Raw genomic sequence first — 17340 nt, 5'->3', positions numbered from 1 at the left:
TCTAAAAAAAAATCGAGCTGATAGAGCTAAATCGTTACAAGATTTTTATTTTAGTGATTCTTATGCATATCTTTTGGTAAATAAGGGAGGGGATATCCATACTTATAAAAACATAAGTATGGATAAAATAAGATAATAAATCTATTTGTTGTTTATATTTGGTAACAATACGGTGAAAATGCCTAATAACGGCAAAAATGCACAGTATTGGTAAACTTGCTCAATGCTAGTCATATCCGCTATCTGGCCCAGCACAGCAGCCCCAACACCACCCATACCAAAGGCGAGTCCAAAGAATAGTCCTGAAACCATGCCAGTCTTACCAGGGATAAGTTCTTGGGCATAAACTAAAATGGCGGAGAACGCTGACGCTAAAATCAGTCCAATGATCACGGTTAAAACTCCCGTCCAGAACAAGGAAGCGTGAGGCAAAATCAATGTAAACGGGGCAACGCCAAGGATAGAAAACCAGATAACATACTTACGCCCGATTTTATCGCCAATCGGTCCACCAATCATGGTGCCTGCGGCAACTGCAAATAAAAACACAAACAAGTGAATTTGCGCATTTTGTACAGAAACACCAAACTTATCGATTAAATAGAACGTGTAGTAGCTGCTGATACTCGCTAAATAGAAATATTTTGAGAAAATTAGAATCAGCAAAATACTGAGAGACCCAATTACGATTTTGCGAGGAAGGACTTTTACGTCTCCCTGACTGACCGGTCTTTTCTTCGCGGCACGGTGCTGTTGTTTATACCAACTGCTGACTTGCAAGAGAATGATGATGGCAAGCAAGGCAGCGAATGAGAACCAACCAATATTGCCTTTACCGTAAGGTTCAATAATCAAAGCGGCAAGTAGCGGACCTAATGATGCACCAAGATTACCGCCCACTTGGAAGAAGGATTGGGCTAATCCATGGCGACCACCTGATGCCATCCTGGCAACCCGTGAGGATTCAGGGTGGAATACAGAGGAGCCCGTACCAACTAGCGCGGCGGCTATCAAAATGGTTGGGAAGGTTTCTGCCATTGCTAAGAGTAGCAACCCTGACAGCGTAAAGCTCATACCAATCGGTAAGGAATAGGGCTGAGGGTGTTTATCGGTGTAATAACCAATAATAGGCTGTAAAAGTGAGGCCGTGACTTGGTAGGTGAGGGTGATCATCCCAATCTGCGCGAAACTCAGAGAAAAGTCAGATTGTAGTAAGGGATAAATCGCCAATATCAGCGATTGAATCATGTCATTGAGTAAGTGGGAGACACTGATTGCCGTCAGAATGCTAAAGACGGTTTTTCCTGTTTTATTGGCGGGTTTACTTCCGCCACTCGCTGCTGTTTGCTCGCTCATCATCGTCACTTTAGTTTGTTGCGTAATTGTAACCAATATAACTAATATAGAAATTATTTAAATGGCAATATGAGTCGTGTTGTCAAATTGGCGAAAAATATTAGTCGATCAAGATCTCATTTCTTTGTAACAGCTTTCTGTTTGTGCATAGCCGCTCAGATCTTATAAGCATTTTTATGCTATAAGACTAACCTCATTAACACATAACAAACTACTTAATAGGTAGATATTTCTATACCAGCAGGGAGAATGTATGAAACTGACATTTAAGGCATCTGCATGCGCATTAACTGTCTCGTTAGCGCTGTTACCCGCAGCGATGGCAAATGCGTGGGAAAAAGATAAAACCTACAACATCACTATCTTGCATACCAACGATCACCATGGCCATTTTTGGCACAATGAAAAAGGTGAGTATGGCTTAGCAGCACAAAAAACCGTGGTAGACGAAATTCGTGATGAAGTTGCCAAGCAAGGTGGTAGTGTCTTGCTGCTCTCTGGTGGGGATATTAATACCGGTGTGCCAGAGTCTGATTTACAAGATGCAGAGCCTGACTTTAAAGGCATGAATTTAGTGGGTTACGATGCGATGGCGCTGGGTAACCATGAATTTGATAATCCGCTGGAAGTCTTAAAACAGCAAGAAAAATGGGCAACTTTCCCATTCTTATCTGCCAATATTTATCAAACCAGTACAGGAAAACGACTGTTTAAACCTTACCAAGTATTTGATAAGCAAGGTGTGAAAATTGCAGTGCTAGGTTTAACAACCGATGACACCGCAAAAATTGGTAATCCTGCGAACTTCCCTGATGTTGAGTTTCGTGTTCCTGCCGCTGAAGCTAAAAAGGTGGTAGAGGAATTACGTGCGACCGAGAAACCTGACATCATTATCGCGGCAACTCACATGGGACACTATGATGATGGCAACCACGGTTCTAACGCACCAGGGGATGTTGAAATGGCTCGTAGTTTACCTGCGGGTTATTTGGATATGATCGTGGGTGGTCACTCACAAGATCCTGTTTGTATGTCTCAAGAGAACAAAAATTACAAACAAGAAGATTACGTGCCAGGAACGCCATGTGCGCCAGATAACCAAAATGGGACATGGATTGTTCAAGCCCACGAATGGGGCAAATATGTTGGTCGTGCAGACTTTGAATTCAAAAACGGTAAATTCACGTTAAAACATTATCAGTTGATCCCGATTAACCTGAAGAAAAAAGTGAAGAAAGACGATGGCTCATCAGATTACGTCTACTACACTCAGGAAATTGCGCATAACCCTGAAATGACTAAATTGCTAACCCCTTATCAAGATAAAGGTGACCAGCAATTAGGCGTGAAGGTGGGTTCTGTCGAAGGCAAACTGATGGGTGACCGTAATAAAGTGCGCTTTGAGCAAACTAATATGGGGCACTTATTACTGGCCGCTCAAAAGGAACGAGCTGGTGCAGATTTCGCTATTATGAGTGGTGGCGGTGTACGTGATTCTATCGAAAGTGGTGATATCACGTATAAAGATGTCCTTAAAGTTCAGCCATTTGCCAATGAATTGGTGTATGTGGACTTTAAAGGTGAAGAAGTTCTACCGTACTTACAAGCCGTGGCAAACATGAAAACCGATTCAGGGGCTTATGGTCAATTCTATAATGTGAGCCTGACCCTGAATGCGGATGGTACAATCAGCGACGTGAAGATTGATGGCAAACCTATCGATAAGAACAAAACTTACCGTATGGCGACATTAAACTTCAACGCTATTGGTGGCGATGGTTACCCTGCTATCGATAACCATCCAAATTACGTCAATACGGGCTTTGTGGATGCGGAAGTACTCAAAGGCTATATTGAGAAACATTCTCCATTGAAAGCCGCTGATTATGAGCCAAAAGGCGAGATTGTTTATAAAAATAAATAATCGTTCATCGGTATGAAAAAGCCCCTCGATAGGGGCTTTTTATTGTTCACGATTCTTTTTTAATATCCGCAAAGTTGGCATTTAGTACACTTGCCAAATCGTTCGGAGAGAGCTCTAAATCCAAACCGCGTTTACCGCCAGAAATAAACATCGTCGCAAATTCTTTAGCTTGACTATCAATGACGGTCGGAAGGCGTTTTTTCTGACCTAATGGGCTGATCCCACCCAGCAAATACCCCGTAGTTTTTTGGGCAATTTGCGGGTCGGCCATTTCGACTTTTTTGACTTTAAATACCTTGGCGACAGATTTGAGATCGAGCTGCCCAGAGACTGGAGTGACAGCCACGGCTAAGGTTTTTTGATCGCCATTAAGCGCGACTAATAAGGTTTTGAAGACTTGCTTGGCATCTAAGCCTAATTTTTGGACGGCTTCATCACCAAAATTACTCTCATTAGGATCGTGATCATAAGGGTGTAGCGTGAATTTAATTTTTTGTTTTTCCAGTAATTTTACTGCCGGAGTCATAATTATTCCTTTTTTTTAATGACTGGATTTATCAAATATCGTTTCGTAAATAATCAATTAAGCTCTGTTCCCCAAACAAATGCAGTGCGCCTACAGCGACTACATAATTACCCGCAGGCAAGGTTTTCAGTTTGCTCGCCCATTCTTGATTACGTTGGGTCATCAGCACATTATAGACCCCTTCACTGAAGGTATTGGGTAATGTAACGCAATTTTCAGGCTGAAAATCTAACCACCAGCTGATCATTGTTTGCAGTGAACGCGCATTCGACCGCCAATGAATCAGGGTATCTTGTAATAATGGCAAACCATTGTTTGGCAAATTGAGAAGCAATTGAACTTGGGAATCTACGCCTTCTAGCTCGATAATGGGTTTATGTTGAGATTGGGCGTTATGAATCAATTGGTAATCAATGCCGTAATGACCTCGTAAACCCAGCATTTGTGCTTGGGTGGCTTGCATTGTCAGTGCTACTTGCCATGAAGGAAGAGGGTCAAATTGTGTTGGGGATTGACGAATTTCTTGGCAATACTGCAAAAAGAGCGCGAATTCAGTCTCAGTTAGCCGTTGTGAAATAGGCGAAAGCAGCTCAGTAGATGTTGGGAATGGTGAGTTTGCTTGGGTAATATCCGCTTCAACAATCAGCCCATTAGCACGATTGATTTTATCTAATAAGAGCGCTGACAAGGGAAACATATTTTCTGTTCCCATATGGATACTGCCAACAATGTGCAGCTTTATATTATTAGGTAAGCGAACATCAACCGCAGGGTAAGGATAATTCGGAGCCACTCCCCGATGTAGCCAACTTTTTAAGTTTTCGAGTAGTTTTCCCATTGTTTATTTATCCTTATTCAGCGACTGAAAGAAACAGAGTAAACAATCTTGGGGGAATTTGCGAATCACACCGCACAATATCATCGCCGTGAAGTATCACCGTATAATAGATTTGAATCTAAAAAATAGCGCCTATTGAGAAGGCGCTATTTTTCATTACGAGTAGGTTAATTACAGGGTTTAATCTTTACGTTTTAATAAACTTAATAGAGAGAATAAGCCAAACGCACTGAAAATTAATTCGATACCGATTAATGCAGTTAATAGTGCAATTGAGGTAATCGGACCATTGCCAATTAATAAGTAAGCAATAAACAAGTCCAGTATCCCAATAATAATCTGCATCCAGCCAGCCGCAGATTTAATTTGCTGGATACCTGCATACAAACGGATGACCCCACCGATAATAAATAAGGCGGCAATCACCATCGCCATGGCGATCAAGCCTTGCAAAGGCTCTTTGATAAACGCATAACCGACGATGCAGTAAATAATCCCGATGACAAATCCAAAAAGACGGGACCAGCCAGTGTAGATAGTGGTGCTTAGGATACTCACAATAGCACCAACGCCACTTAAGATTAATAACACGCCCACGATGGCACTGACGACAATACCAGAGGCAACCGGATTAGCTAAACAGGCGATACCCCCTAGCAACAATAAGACGGCAAGAACCGCCAGAATATTACGTTGCTTTTTCATATCACCACTGGCTAAGTTGGTGAGTTTTTCGCGATTAATATTTAACATGGAACCCTCAAACAGTGAAAATAATGAAAATAATGAAAATCACTTAATTATAGAACAGGAATGGTTAAGTGACTGAGGTATTTGGGCGATTTGTTGCGTTAAGTCAAATAGAAGGGAAAGCCACCGTGATGATATCACGGTGGCTTAGTTTGGCTATTTCTCAGGTTTAAAGCGTAATAAACGGTTGGCATTGCTGACGACAGTGATAGACGAGAGCGCCATGGCGGCTCCTGCTACAACGGGATTCAGTAATGTTCCGGTAAGAGGGTATAAAATCCCTGCGGCAATCGGAATGCCTAACGAGTTATACACGAAGGCACCAAACAAGTTTTGTTTCATATTACGCAGAGTCCCCTTAGAGATGGACACCGCATCCGCGACACCATGTAGGCTTTGGCGCATTAACGTAATAGAGGCAGTTTCAATGGCAATATCACTGCCACCCCCCATCGCGATACCGACGTCAGCGCGAGCCAAGGCAGGAGCATCATTAATGCCGTCACCGACCATCGCCACTTTATGCCCTTTGGATTGTAACGCTTCAATTGCTGCGGATTTACCATCTGGCATCACGCCTGCAATAACTTCATCAATACCCGCCTCTTTCGCGATAGCCTTGGCGGTAACAGGGTTGTCCCCAGTTAACATTACTAAGCGGAAGCCTTGTTTATGCAGACGAGCAAGGGCGCTAACACTGTCTTCACGTAACGGATCACGGATAGACAACAGCGCTGCAATTTTACCATCAACAGCCAGTAATACCGGTGTAACCCCAAGGGAGGCTTGCTGGTGGAGTGTTTCATCGATTTCACGGGTATCAACCTGATTTTCAGCTAACAGTTTTTGATTACCTAATAACACCGTTTTACCGTCAACAACCGCGGTTACACCTAATCCCGCTATGGTTCTAAATTGTTGATTGGCAATCATGTCCAAGCCTTTGGCACGATTAACAATTGCACGAGCCAATGGGTGATTAGAGCCACTTTCAAGAGAAGCGGCAAATTGCAACGCTTGTGACTCGTCAAAGTCGTTGAATACGTGAATATCGGTGACTTGTGGCATGCCTTCGGTCAGCGTGCCCGTCTTATCAAAAACGATGGTGTCTAGTTCGCTAGCTTGTTGTAAAGCATCTGCGTCACGGACTAATACCCCAAACTCGGCAGCGCGACCCACCCCTGAAATAATCGACATCGGAGTGGCAAGACCAAGCGCACACGGACAGGCGATAATCAGTACCGTGGTGGTAATGACCAGCGCATAGGTAATTTGCGGCGCAGGCCCCACAAAATACCAAATCGCCCCTGAAATAACGGCAATAGCAACCACTACTGGCACAAATATGGCAGAAATTCGATCCGCTAATTGGCCTATTTGTGGCTTACTGCTTTGCGCTTGGCGAACAAGATGGATAATACGCGCTAAGGTGGTTTGGCTGCCGACAGCCGCGGCACGGAATAACACGGTTCCATCTTGCACGACTGTTCCAGCATGCACGGCATCCCCGCGGCTTTTTTGCTGAGGGATCGGCTCACCGGTGAGCATTGCTTCATCCAGCCACACTTCACCTTCAATGATTTCGCCATCGACGGGGACACGGTCGCCTGTGGTTAAGCGTAAAATCATACCTTGTTTTACTTCTGCAAGGGGCATATCGACTTCCCCTTGATCAGTGACAACACGGGCGGTCGGCGGCGTCAAATCTAATAAGCGTTCCAGTGCTTTAGATGAGCGTTGGCGTGCGCGCTGCTCTAGGGCATGACCGAGGTTAATCAAACCGATGATCATGGCGCTGGCTTCGTAATAAAGGTGACGAGCTTGTTCAGGGAAGAGCTCAGGCCAAATATTGACGACGATAGAGTAAAGCCAAGCTGCACCAGTTCCTAACGCGACCAACGTATCCATGGTGGCGCTGCCATTTTTGAGACTTTGCCATGCGCTACGATAAAAATGCCCACCCGCAAAAATCATGACCAGTAGCGTTAACACCCCAATGGTTAGCCAGATATTATGGTTATCTGCGCTTAACATCATATTGTCGCCCAGCATGCCCCAAATCATCACGGGGATACCGAGCGCGAGCGCAAGGGCGGACTGCCAACGGAAGCGGCGCATATTGGCTTGAGCAACTTCTTGTTGGCGTTCACGGCGTTTGGCTTCATCTTGGATGATTTCAGCGCCATAACCTGCTTTCACGACAGCTTCAACGAGGTCATCAGGTTTTGCTGTTCCCGTGACCAACGCACTGCGCTCAGCTAAGTTTACTCGAGCATTTTCAACGCCAGGCACGCTATTGAGAGCTTTTTGTACTTTACTGACGCAACTCGCGCAGGTCATGCCATCCAGTAATAATTGGATACTGTCATCGGTAACTGCAATCTCCGGCTGCTCGCCTACATCAGATTCTTGTGCCGGAATATCGCAAACTGCCGCTGAACCCGTTTCCGGCTGTTCAATTGATGTTTTCAGCGGCTCAGTTTTTGGGGAGCTAATACCTGATTGAGCAAGTTCAGCCTTGAACCCAGCAGCGTCTACCGCTGCAATTAAATCTGCGGCTGAGGCTGTGCCATAAACCTTGGCTTGTTGAGTATCGACGACAGCCGCGGCAACGCCTTCAACTGCCTCTAGTGCTTGCTGCGTTTTTCCTGCACATTTCATGCAGTTTAAACCTGATAGTGCGAGCTCAACATTTGCTGTGGTCGCTTCAGCGGCTTCATAGCCCGCATCCTCAATCGTTTTAATCAGTGACTCAGGGCTTGCGCTACTTTCAATAACGGCGTAGTCGATGGTGACGTTGACTGACTCAACATCAGAGCGCGCTTGCAGCGCTTTTGTCACGGAACCGACACAGTGCATGCAGCTCAGACCTTGCAAGGATAATATTATTTTCATTTTTGATTCTCCGAGCCCTTTCATAATGCGGGGCTATAATTTGTACACAAAATCAGTCTATAATCCGCTATGTAGTTAAGGTTAAACCTTCCCTCAAGGGTAAGGTCAAGGGGAATTATGAATATTAGTGAAATTGCCAAAAAAACCGGTCTGACAGCTAAAGCAATTCGCTTTTATGAAGACAAAGGGCTGATCACCCCACCGGAACGTGGTGACAATAGTTACCGATATTATCAAGATAGACATCTTGATGAACTGATGCTGCTGAAACAAGCGAAAGATGTGGGATTTACGCTGGAAGAATGTGGCGAATTGCTGGGACTATTTCGTAACCCAAGCCGTCACAGCGCAGATGTGAAAAGTGCGACAATCGCGAAGATTGATGAAATTCAACAGACGATTTTAAAACTGTCCGCCATCCGCGATACGTTACAAGAATTAGTAGATGTCTGCCCCGGAGATGATGGAGCAGACTGCCCAATTATTGACCATCTGGCGCGTGGCTGTTGTCACCATAGTAAGGCTTAACTTTTAAGGTGATTCCATCCACCGCGGTCACTTCCACTTCGGCTTCTGCTTTTAAGGGGGTTTCGCTGTAAACTCGCCAGCTACCATCAGCTAAGCGAACACGGCTGAATCCCTCTTCAGTATCAGTGAGTAAGCGCGCTTTAACGCCAATTAGCTGGTGGCTGATTTGGTTGACATCATCGGCGCTGCTGGCTTTGCGGTGGCTAAGCCATTTTCGCCATAAAATGGCAGAAATGACCGTGAACACTGCAAACAAGATACCTTGCCACTCCCAACCGAGAAATGGCAATAGGAAAGTGAGTATCCCAACCGTCACAGCGGCAATACCTGACCAGAGTAGATAGCCGCCTGTGCCAAGGAGCTCACCAATCAGCAGTAACCCGCCTAAACATAGCCAAAACCATGTGGGATGTGTGCTGATAAGTTCTATCATTCTTTAGCCTGCTTTTGGGTTGCACCGACTTTTTTACTTTCGCCGATGAGCTCGGTGATCCCGCCAATCGCGCCCATTAAGTTGCTGGCTTCTAATGGCATCATGATCACTTTGCTGTTTTCCGCTGAACCAATGCTTGTCAAGGCATCCGTGTATTTTTGCGCAACGAAGTAGTTAATGGCTTGCATATTACCGGCTGCAATGGCGTCAGAAACCATTTGAGTCGCTTTGGCTTCTGCTTCTGCGGCTCTTTCACGAGCTTCGGCTTGTAAGAATGCAGACTGACGATCCCCTTCTGCACGTAGAATTTGTGACTGTTTTTCACCTTCAGCTTTTAAGATAGCGGCTTGGCGGATACCTTCTGCTTCTAAAATATCCGCACGTTTGGTTCGTTCCGCTTTCATTTGCGCGTTCATCGCGCTGATTAGCTCTTTTGGCGGTCTCACATCACGGATTTCAATACGGGTGATTTTCACCCCCCATGGGTTCGTAGCTTCATCGACCACATGTAATAGACGACTGTTAATCGAATCACGCTGAGATAGCATTTCATCGAGCTCCATTGAACCCAATACGGTACGGATGTTCGTCATGGTGAGGTTGAGCACGGATAATTCAAGGTTGCTCACCTCATACGCAGCGCGCACCGGGTCAACCACCTGAATAAAGCAAACGGCATCAATAGTAACGTTGGCGTTATCTCGGGAAATAACTTCTTGGGATGGAATATCAAGGACTTGTTCCATCATATTGATACGACGACCAATTTTGTCCATAAATGGCACAATGATATGTAAACCTGGCTGTAAAATCCGGGTATAGCGACCAAAACGTTCAACGGTCCATTGGAAGCCTTGCGGTACTGTTTTTACGCAGGTTGTAACAATAATAATGGCAATAGCGACAAAGATAATAATCGGTATAGCACCAGACGCGAACAAATCCATAGGTAATCCTTAACTAGTAAAGTAATGAATAAACTTGGCGGCGGAACTTGCTCGCAAGTGCATCACCGGTTCCCATTGCTGACATGATATCCATCATGGTTTTTCTTACTGAGCCCTCACCAGCGTTTAAATCTTTACGTAAAAATGTCAGTAACATCTCTAGCGCTTCTTCGTTGCGATTAACTTCGTGAAGTTTTAATGCCAGTTGAACGGCTAATGTCGTATTTTCTGGATCTTGATTGAACTCTTGGATTAATTGCTGAATTTCTGGGGTATCAGCCGCTTTTTTCGCTAATTCGATTTGAGCGACCAACCCTTGATAACGGCTGTCTTTATCTTGCATTGGTACCGTCGCTAATAAAGCTTCAGCATCATCAATTAAATGTAGACCAATTTGTACTTCTGCTAACAACAGGGTGATATCGCTATTTTTTGGGGCGAGTTGATTAGCTTCTTTCAATAACGGTAGAGCGTCTTGAAGTTTACCTTCCGCGACTAATTCCGCGGCTTGCGCGGCTTTTAACTCTTCAGGGCTAGGTAATACACGAGACAGCATTTGCAGGACCACATCTTCAGGTTGTGGACCTTCGAAACCATCAACCGGGCGACCATTTTGTAAGATATAGACCGTCGGAACGCCTTTTAAGCCAAACTGGCTGGCGATCATTTGTTCTTCATCACAATTGACTTTAGCGAGGATAAACAGACCCGCATAGTCTTGGGCGATACGCTCTAACATTCCCGTAAATTCTAGACTTTGCGGGCTACGTGGTGACCAGAAATAGAACATGACTGGCATGCTCATGGATTGTTCAATAGTTTGATGTAGGTTGGTTTCGTTAATATCAATAATTTGTGCGTTAGCTAGCATAAACAGTCTCTTTAAAATTCGTTATTAATCATGTCAATGAAATGGGGGCTTAATTCTGTTTTTTCAATCTTTCTTGCCCTGACCCGCGAGAACTTTATCCATCAGTTTATCGGGTAATATACGTTTTAGTATACGCACAAAAACGGTTAATAATGTGACAGAGTAGCGTACACGGGGATGTGGGCTCTCTAAGGCTAAAATCAGTTTTTTGACGACATCTTCAGGATATAGCGTGAATTTTGCTGCAATACCTGGGTTTTGAACGGGTTTATCTTGTTGAGTTTGTGCTACATTTTGGGTAAATGCACTGTGGATTGGACCTGGTTCAATTAAGCTGACATGTATACCCGAGCCCTTTAATTCTAAACGCAAGGCATCTGACCAAGCTTCTAATGCATACTTGCTGGCGGCATAAGCTCCTCGACCCGGTGTGGAAATAATGCCCATTACAGAGCTAGTTTGCACAATACGCCCCTCATGGTGCGGCAGCATGGCGGGAAGCAGAAGAAAGGTCAATTGGTGAACGCCGAAAAAATTACTGGAGAATTGAGATTCCAGTTGCTGGCGGCTTACGGTATGCAATGGACCGTATACCCCGAAGCCTGCGTTATTGAATAATCCGAAAAGTTTTCCATTGCAGAGCGCTAAAATTTGCTCAGCGGCAGCTTCGACGCTCGTTGGATCGTCTAAGTCGAGGGATACAGTTTCGAAGCCAATGCCTTGTAATCGTTCAATATCAGCCTGTTTTCTACAGGTGGCAATGACGCGATAACCGCGCAATTTTAATGTCTGTGCCGCGCACAAACCAATGCCACTTGACGCCCCTGTCACTAATACCGTTTTTTGCATAACTTTACCTACTATGGGCTGAATTTTCGCTATCATATTGGTTCATTATGATTTATTTAGAACGATTCGGAAATTCAATTAATAGAATTTCCGCTGTTCTTTAACGGATAACGTTTGTTTTACAAACAAATTCATTTTACAAACAAATAGGGTGCTAGTTGTTTTTCCATAAAATCTGCAATAGTAGGTTGAGCTTGTTCTGTCGGGTGAATGCCATCAGGCTGGATCCATTCCGGTTTGGTGATCACACTTTCCATAAAGAATGGGATCAGCGGAAGCTGGTTTTTTTCAGCCAGGGAAGGGTACACTTTTTCAAAGCTCGATGTGTAACGTTTACCGTAGTTTGGTGGGATTCGAATTTGCATTAAGAGCGGTTTAGCACCATTTTGCTCTATTTGGTCAATAATCTGTTGTAATGTAATGGCTAATTGTTCAACAGATAGCCCTTGTAAGCCATCATTAGCCCCAAGCTCAATCAGCACCCAATCGGGTTTGTGCTGTGCCAGCAGAGTGGGGAGACGCTCTAAACCCTGAGAGGCAGTGTTACCACTAATGCTGCCATTGACCACTAAAATCGGTGGCGACTGTTTTTGCCAACGTTCGGCAAGCAATGTTGCCCACGCTTGCTCGGCAGGTATTCGATAGCCCGCACTAAGGCTATCACCGAGAATTAATAGTTTCGTTGCTGCGAGTGTTTGACCACTTGCAGTGACTAATAGGAGAAAAACCAATATATGTCGGCGCAAAATATTCTTGAAGTTCATCATCTCATTAAACGTGTTGGTCAAGGTGAACATGAACTGACTATATTGCAAGGAGTCGAGCTAATTGTCGAGTCTGGTCAGACAATTGCTTTAATTGGCGAGTCTGGATCAGGGAAATCCACATTGTTAGGCATTATTGCTGGGCTGGATGATGGTACTAGCGGAACCGTAAAACTGCTGGACCAAGATCTCACCACCATGGATGAAGAGGCGCGCGCACGGCTACGAGCACAGAGTGTCGGTTTTGTTTTTCAATCTTTCATGTTAATTCCAACGTTGAATGCACTTGAAAATGTGCAACTCCCTTCTTTGCTACGAGGCGAATCTGAAACAAAAAGCCATCAACAAGCGGTCAGTTTGCTCACGGATTTGGGGTTAGGAAATCGCTTAAAACATATGCCTGCTCAGCTGTCGGGTGGAGAACAGCAGCGTGTAGCTTTAGCGCGAGCATTTAATGGGCAACCTCAAATTTTGTTTGCTGATGAGCCGACGGGAAATCTTGACCGCCATACGGGAGATAAGATTGCCGATTTATTATTTGCGATGAATAAAGAACATGGGACGACACTGATTTTAGTCACCCATGACAATCAATTAGCCGCTCGTTGCCAGCGACGATTACGGTTAGTTGATGGGCTGTTGAGGGAAGAGTCATGATTTGGCGCTGGTTTTGGCGCGAATGGAAAACGCCATCATTGTTGATTGTTTGGTTGGCACTCACGTTAGCGGTGGCTTGCGTACTGGCATTAGGGCGGATCAGTGATCGTATAGAAAACAGTATGAGTTACCAAAGCCAAGAATTACTGGCAGGTGATTTGGTACTGCGTTCCTCCCATCCAAGCGACCCTGAATGGTTAGCGGCGGCGCAACAGGCTGGGCTCACATTGAGCCAACAAATTTCGTTTTCAACCATGGCGTATTCGACTGAGGATGAAGAAGGGCGACCTCAGTTGGTGTTAGTAAAAGCAGCGGATTCGAGTTATCCGTTATACGGTGACTTGGTCACCGAGCCTGCGGGTCTGAAACCCACCAAAGGGCATATTTTAGTTGCACCGCGCTTATTGGAATTACTCAATTTAAAGGTCGGTGAACAGATTGATATTGGCGATGGGACGTTGACCATTTCAGGCACATTAGTTCAGGAGCCGGATAGCGGTTTTAACCCTTTTCAAATTGCGCCAAGAGTGCTGATTTCGATTGAGGATGCGCCATCAACGGGGGCGATTCAAATCGGTAGCCGCTTAACTTATCGAGATATGTTTGCAGGCTCACGTCAAGCGATAGACACTTTCAAAGAGAAATATGATACTCAGCTCAGGAGCGATCAGCGCTGGTATACCTTGGATGATGATAGTGGTGCGGTGGGGAAAACCTTTAAGCGAGCTCAGCAATTTTTACTGTTATCGGTGTTGTTAACATTATTACTGGCGATTGCCGCCGTTGTGGTGTCAATGACCCATTATTGCCGAAGCCGCCATCAATTGATCGCGGTTTTAAAAACGCTGGGCGCAGGGCGCAATGCACTGCGTAAGTGGATCATCGGTCAATGGTTAGTGATATTGATCGCGGCGGCATTACTCGGTTCCTTGCTAGGACTCGCGTTTGAAGGGATCTTAATGCAAATTTTGTCGGCAATGTTACCAAAAGCCTTGCCGAGCGCGAGTTTCTGGCCATGGATCTGGTCGATAGCAACGTTGTTTATCATCGCGATCATTGTCGGGATTCGACCTTACTACCAATTGATGGGCACTCAGCCTTCTCGCGTCTTACGTGAAGATGCCAAATCACCAATTTGGCCGCTATATTATTATCTGCCGGTAGTGACACTAATTGTCGTCGGAGGATTATTCCTGTTTGCAGGAGTAAATCCATTATTATGGTCAATTTTGCTGGGTATTGTTGTGGTTGCGGTATTGCTAGCACTGATTGGCTGGCTGGGATTATGGCTACTGAGGAAAATACAATTTCGTCAGCTAAGTCTACGTTTGTCCGTGAGTCGTTTACTGCGTCAACCACTGCAAACCATCACGCAAATGAGCGCATTTTCATTATCGTTTATGTTGCTGGCGCTATTGATCTTGGTTCGTGGGGATCTATTGGATCGCTGGCAGCAGCAACTTCCAGCGGATAGTCCAAATTATTTCCTGATCAATATGACTCAGTCTCAGCTTGATCCGGTGACACAGTTATTAAAACAGTATCAAGTAACACCGACCGAATTTAATCCGGTGGTATTAGCTCGCTTGTCTGAAATTAATGACCAATCTGCGATTGAATGGGCAGATACTCGTGATCCTAATAATAATACGGTAAGACGGGAGTTAAGTTTAACCTGGCAGTCAACATTACCACCTGCCAATGAATTGGAACAAGGGAGCTGGCCACCTAAAGCAGGTGAGGTATCTATCGAGCAAACGGTGGTTAAGGAGTTAGGATTAAAAATCGGTGATAAGCTAACTTTCAATGCAGGTTCGCAGATTTTTACTGCCAAAGTGAGCAGCATCCGTAAAGTTGATTGGGAAAGTCTACGCCCGAATTTCTATTTTATTTTTGCGGAAGAAACGTTATCACCGATGCCGGAAACCTGGCTGAGTAGCTTCCATTATGATGGCGATGGGCAGTTATTAACTCAGCTGAGTCATCAATATCCAACGATTAATGTGTTAGATACCGGTGCGATTATCACGCAAATTCAGCAGATTTTGCAGCAAGTGAGCCAAGCGTTGGAAGTGATGGTTGTTCTGGTCATTTTCTGTGGTTTATTGCTGTTATTGGCGCAAATTCAAGTGGGAATGAGCCAGCGTGAGCGAGAGTTAGTGGTATACCGGACTCTGGGGGCGAGCAAAAAACTGATGCGTCGTACTTTATGGAGCGAATTTGCTTTGCTGGGGGGAATGGCTGGGCTCGCCGCTGCATTTGGTGCTGAAGTCGCGCTATGGTTATTGCAAACTAAAGTGTTTGATTTTCCATGGCAACCAGAATGGCGGTTGTGGGTATTGCTACCTCTTTGCGCAGGGTTCTTATTATCTGTATGCGGTGGCTGGTTAGGGCTGCGATTATTGGGTACTGGTAGCCAACATCGCCGTTTGTCTAATAGTTGATAATACGGCTCCGTTGTTTAATGGGCATCTCATGATGGATGCCCATTAAACTAACTGTCTCTAATCCTTCACAAAACCTTCATTTGCCATGGTTATTATTCAGCTATCAATTATTGATGGCATGAAAAATAGGAAAATAACAATGGCTCGCCTTAATCGGAAAAAACTCACGCTGACATCTCTTTCTTTATTTCTTGGTTTAATCTCATTTAGCACCGTAGGGGTTGCTCAACAATCATTAGTTCAAAAACAAGTACCCGCTACACTCGCTGGGCATGCTGTTTTATCCGTCGATACGACAGTTCCTACACCGAAAGATGCCCCTTCGGATATGCAAAAAAGTGGTAAATACACCACTGGAACGTGTGTTGATACGCTGGGTAAAGTGGAAGGCAAATCAGATGGTCGTCCAACAGGTAAATTTATTCCTATTAACGGGCAGCCGTTACAAGGACACTCGGGTATTAAGCGCATGGAAGATGGCACTTATTGGGTGTTAACGGACAATGGTTTTGGTAACAAAATGAATTCACCGGATTCTATGTTGTATTTAACCCAATATGATATTGATTTTAAAAGTGGAAAAGTAAACCCGCTGAAAACTGTCTTTTTCCATGATCCGGATAAAATCATTCCATTTCATATTATTAATGAAAGCAGCCAGCAGCGCTATTTGACGGGCAGTGATTTTGATCCTGAAAGTTTCCAATTTTCGAATGGTGCTTTGTGGGTTGGGGATGAGTTTGGACCATACCTGATTAAAATGGATCTAGAAGGCAAGGTTTTAGCGCTTTTTGAAACACAAGTTGAAGGCAAAAAAGTGGTTTCACCGGACCATTACACGTTAACAACGCCGGGTAAACCGACAGAGAAAGTCACGTTCCAAGTTAATCGTTCAAAAGGTTTTGAGGGGATGGCATCATCACCAGATGGCACTAAATTGTACCCCATGTTGGAAGGGGCTTTGTGGCAAGAAGCTAAGCAAGATTATGAAAACGTGAATGGCAAAAAAGCGGCGCGTATTCTGGAATTTGACGTGAGACAGCAAGACTGGACGGGGCGCAGTTGGTTATATGTTTTTGAAGATAACCAAAATGCTATCGGTGATTTTAATCTGATTGATGATACTCATGGCTTGATCATCGAGCGTGATAATGGTGAAGGCACTGCAGATAAAGGGTGCCCAGAAAACGCAACAAATAAAGAAAATTGCTTTAGCAATTTAGCGAAATTTAAACGCGTTTATCGCATTGAGTTTTCAGATAAAAATGTCGGTGGCGCAGTCGATAAGCAAGCTTATATTGATTTGATGAACATCCAAGATTCTAATCAATTAGCCAAGAAACCATTGAATAATGGCGTGTTTACTTTCCCATTCTTTACGATTGAAAACGTGGATATTGTTGATGGCGAACACATTATTGTCGGGAATGACAATAACTATCCATTCTCTTCTAGCCGTGAGCCTAATCAAGCAGATGACAATGAATTTATCCTGCTGAAAGTACCTGAATTATTAAAGTAATTTGTAGTCGGTCATGCCAGTAAGAAGTTGAAT

Annotated in this window: 15 protein-coding genes; 5 read left to right on the top strand and 10 right to left on the bottom strand. The window is 44.5% G+C overall.

Annotated features, from left to right (window positions below):
• Positions 1-141 precede the first annotated feature (141 nt).
• Positions 142-1356, bottom strand: coding sequence for an MFS transporter (locus tag PR766_RS09980; RefSeq protein ID WP_006661085.1), 1215 nt, complete (start codon positions 1354-1356; stop codon positions 142-144).
• Between the two features lie 253 nt (positions 1357-1609).
• Here PR766_RS09980 and ushA point away from each other — a divergent pair, with 253 nt between their 5' ends.
• Complete coding sequence (ushA, locus tag PR766_RS09975) at positions 1610-3280, top strand: bifunctional UDP-sugar hydrolase/5'-nucleotidase UshA (RefSeq protein ID WP_006659276.1); 1671 nt, start codon at positions 1610-1612, stop codon at positions 3278-3280.
• A gap of 46 nt (positions 3281-3326) precedes the next feature.
• Here ushA and ybaK read toward each other — a convergent pair whose 3' ends face one another.
• The 4 genes from ybaK to copA all read right to left on the bottom strand — a co-directional run bounded on the left by ybaK (position 3327) and on the right by copA (position 8289).
• On the bottom strand, positions 3327-3806 hold the full coding sequence (ybaK, locus tag PR766_RS09970; protein WP_036978646.1) for a Cys-tRNA(Pro)/Cys-tRNA(Cys) deacylase YbaK: 480 nt from the start codon (positions 3804-3806) through the stop codon (positions 3327-3329).
• 31 nt (positions 3807-3837) lie between these two features.
• Positions 3838-4644 (bottom strand): TraB/GumN family protein, encoded by an 807-nt coding sequence (locus tag PR766_RS09965; RefSeq protein ID WP_006659274.1) that lies wholly within the window; start codon positions 4642-4644, stop codon positions 3838-3840.
• 180 nt (positions 4645-4824) lie between these two features.
• The gene (locus tag PR766_RS09960) at positions 4825-5397 is read right to left on the bottom strand and encodes an HdeD family acid-resistance protein (protein WP_006659273.1); all 573 of its coding nucleotides are present in this window, start codon (positions 5395-5397) and stop codon (positions 4825-4827) included.
• Positions 5398-5550: 153 nt separating this feature from the next.
• Positions 5551-8289 (bottom strand): copper-exporting P-type ATPase CopA, encoded by a 2739-nt coding sequence (gene copA / locus PR766_RS09955; protein ID WP_036961642.1) that lies wholly within the window; start codon positions 8287-8289, stop codon positions 5551-5553.
• 117 nt (positions 8290-8406) lie between these two features.
• On the opposite strand from copA, the gene cueR reads away from it, so the two are divergent.
• Complete coding sequence (gene cueR / locus PR766_RS09950; protein WP_006659271.1) at positions 8407-8817, top strand: Cu(I)-responsive transcriptional regulator; 411 nt, start codon at positions 8407-8409, stop codon at positions 8815-8817.
• Here the strand turns inward: cueR and PR766_RS09945 are convergent.
• The 5 genes from PR766_RS09945 to tesA all read right to left on the bottom strand — a co-directional run bounded on the left by PR766_RS09945 (position 8771) and on the right by tesA (position 12684).
• Positions 8771-9250, bottom strand: coding sequence for an NfeD family protein (locus PR766_RS09945; RefSeq protein ID WP_036975243.1), 480 nt, complete (start codon positions 9248-9250; stop codon positions 8771-8773). The genes cueR and PR766_RS09945 overlap by 47 nt on opposite strands.
• Positions 9247-10197, bottom strand: coding sequence for an SPFH domain-containing protein (locus PR766_RS09940; protein ID WP_154636218.1), 951 nt, complete (start codon positions 10195-10197; stop codon positions 9247-9249). Before PR766_RS09940 ends, PR766_RS09945 begins: the two co-directional genes overlap by 4 nt.
• 13 nt (positions 10198-10210) lie before the next feature.
• Positions 10211-11068 carry a co-chaperone YbbN gene (locus PR766_RS09935; protein ID WP_006659268.1) on the bottom strand — a complete coding sequence of 286 codons (858 nt, stop codon included), beginning with the start codon at positions 11066-11068 and terminating at the stop codon, positions 10211-10213.
• Between the two features lie 63 nt (positions 11069-11131).
• Complete coding sequence (locus PR766_RS09930; RefSeq protein WP_006661092.1) at positions 11132-11917, bottom strand: SDR family oxidoreductase; 786 nt, start codon at positions 11915-11917, stop codon at positions 11132-11134.
• 131 nt (positions 11918-12048) lie between these two features.
• On the bottom strand, positions 12049-12684 hold the full coding sequence (gene tesA, locus PR766_RS09925) for a multifunctional acyl-CoA thioesterase I/protease I/lysophospholipase L1 (protein WP_036968103.1): 636 nt from the start codon (positions 12682-12684) through the stop codon (positions 12049-12051).
• Here tesA and ybbA point away from each other — a divergent pair.
• The 3 genes from ybbA (at position 12652) to PR766_RS09910 (ending at position 17307) form a co-directional block, all read left to right on the top strand.
• Positions 12652-13338, top strand: a complete 687-nt coding sequence (ybbA, locus tag PR766_RS09920) for a putative ABC transporter ATP-binding protein YbbA (protein WP_006659265.1) — start codon at positions 12652-12654, stop codon at positions 13336-13338. The genes tesA and ybbA overlap by 33 nt on opposite strands.
• A complete protein-coding gene (ybbP, locus tag PR766_RS09915) occupies positions 13335-15782 on the top strand; it encodes a putative ABC transporter permease subunit YbbP (RefSeq protein WP_006659264.1) in 2448 nt (815 codons plus the stop codon). The genes ybbA and ybbP overlap by 4 nt, the downstream gene beginning before the upstream one ends.
• 142 nt (positions 15783-15924) lie before the next feature.
• A complete protein-coding gene (locus tag PR766_RS09910) occupies positions 15925-17307 on the top strand; it encodes an esterase-like activity of phytase family protein (RefSeq protein ID WP_154636219.1) in 1383 nt (460 codons plus the stop codon).
• Positions 17308-17340: the final 33 nt, after the last annotated feature.

The sequence above is a fragment of the Providencia sp. PROV208 genome, assembly GCF_028479465.1.
Classification (GTDB): Bacteria; Pseudomonadota; Gammaproteobacteria; order Enterobacterales; family Enterobacteriaceae; genus Providencia; species Providencia alcalifaciens.
The sequence above is the reverse complement of the archived record's forward strand: the minus strand, read 5'-3'. Positions and strand labels throughout refer to the sequence as shown.

Bases quoted from the DNA above. Each gene is read 5' to 3' on its own strand.
- PR766_RS09980 (WP_006661085.1), bottom strand. From the start codon at position 1,356: ATGAGCGAGCAAACAGCAGCGAGTGGCGGAAGTAAACCCGCCAATAAA.
- ushA (WP_006659276.1), top strand. From the start codon at position 1,610: ATGAAACTGACATTTAAGGCATCTGCATGCGCATTAACTGTCTCGTTA.
- ybaK (WP_036978646.1), bottom strand. From the start codon at position 3,806: ATGACTCCGGCAGTAAAATTACTGGAAAAACAAAAAATTAAATTCACG.
- PR766_RS09965 (WP_006659274.1), bottom strand. From the start codon at position 4,644: ATGGGAAAACTACTCGAAAACTTAAAAAGTTGGCTACATCGGGGAGTG.
- PR766_RS09960 (WP_006659273.1), bottom strand. From the start codon at position 5,397: ATGTTAAATATTAATCGCGAAAAACTCACCAACTTAGCCAGTGGTGAT.
- copA (WP_036961642.1), bottom strand. From the start codon at position 8,289: ATGAAAATAATATTATCCTTGCAAGGTCTGAGCTGCATGCACTGTGTC.
- cueR (WP_006659271.1), top strand. From the start codon at position 8,407: ATGAATATTAGTGAAATTGCCAAAAAAACCGGTCTGACAGCTAAAGCA.
- PR766_RS09945 (WP_036975243.1), bottom strand. From the start codon at position 9,250: ATGATAGAACTTATCAGCACACATCCCACATGGTTTTGGCTATGTTTA.
- PR766_RS09940 (WP_154636218.1), bottom strand. From the start codon at position 10,197: ATGGATTTGTTCGCGTCTGGTGCTATACCGATTATTATCTTTGTCGCT.
- PR766_RS09935 (WP_006659268.1), bottom strand. From the start codon at position 11,068: ATGCTAGCTAACGCACAAATTATTGATATTAACGAAACCAACCTACAT.
- PR766_RS09930 (WP_006661092.1), bottom strand. From the start codon at position 11,917: ATGCAAAAAACGGTATTAGTGACAGGGGCGTCAAGTGGCATTGGTTTG.
- ybbA (WP_006659265.1), top strand. From the start codon at position 12,652: ATGTCGGCGCAAAATATTCTTGAAGTTCATCATCTCATTAAACGTGTT.
- tesA (WP_036968103.1), bottom strand. From the start codon at position 12,684: ATGATGAACTTCAAGAATATTTTGCGCCGACATATATTGGTTTTTCTC.
- ybbP (WP_006659264.1), top strand. From the start codon at position 13,335: ATGATTTGGCGCTGGTTTTGGCGCGAATGGAAAACGCCATCATTGTTG.
- PR766_RS09910 (WP_154636219.1), top strand. From the start codon at position 15,925: ATGGCTCGCCTTAATCGGAAAAAACTCACGCTGACATCTCTTTCTTTA.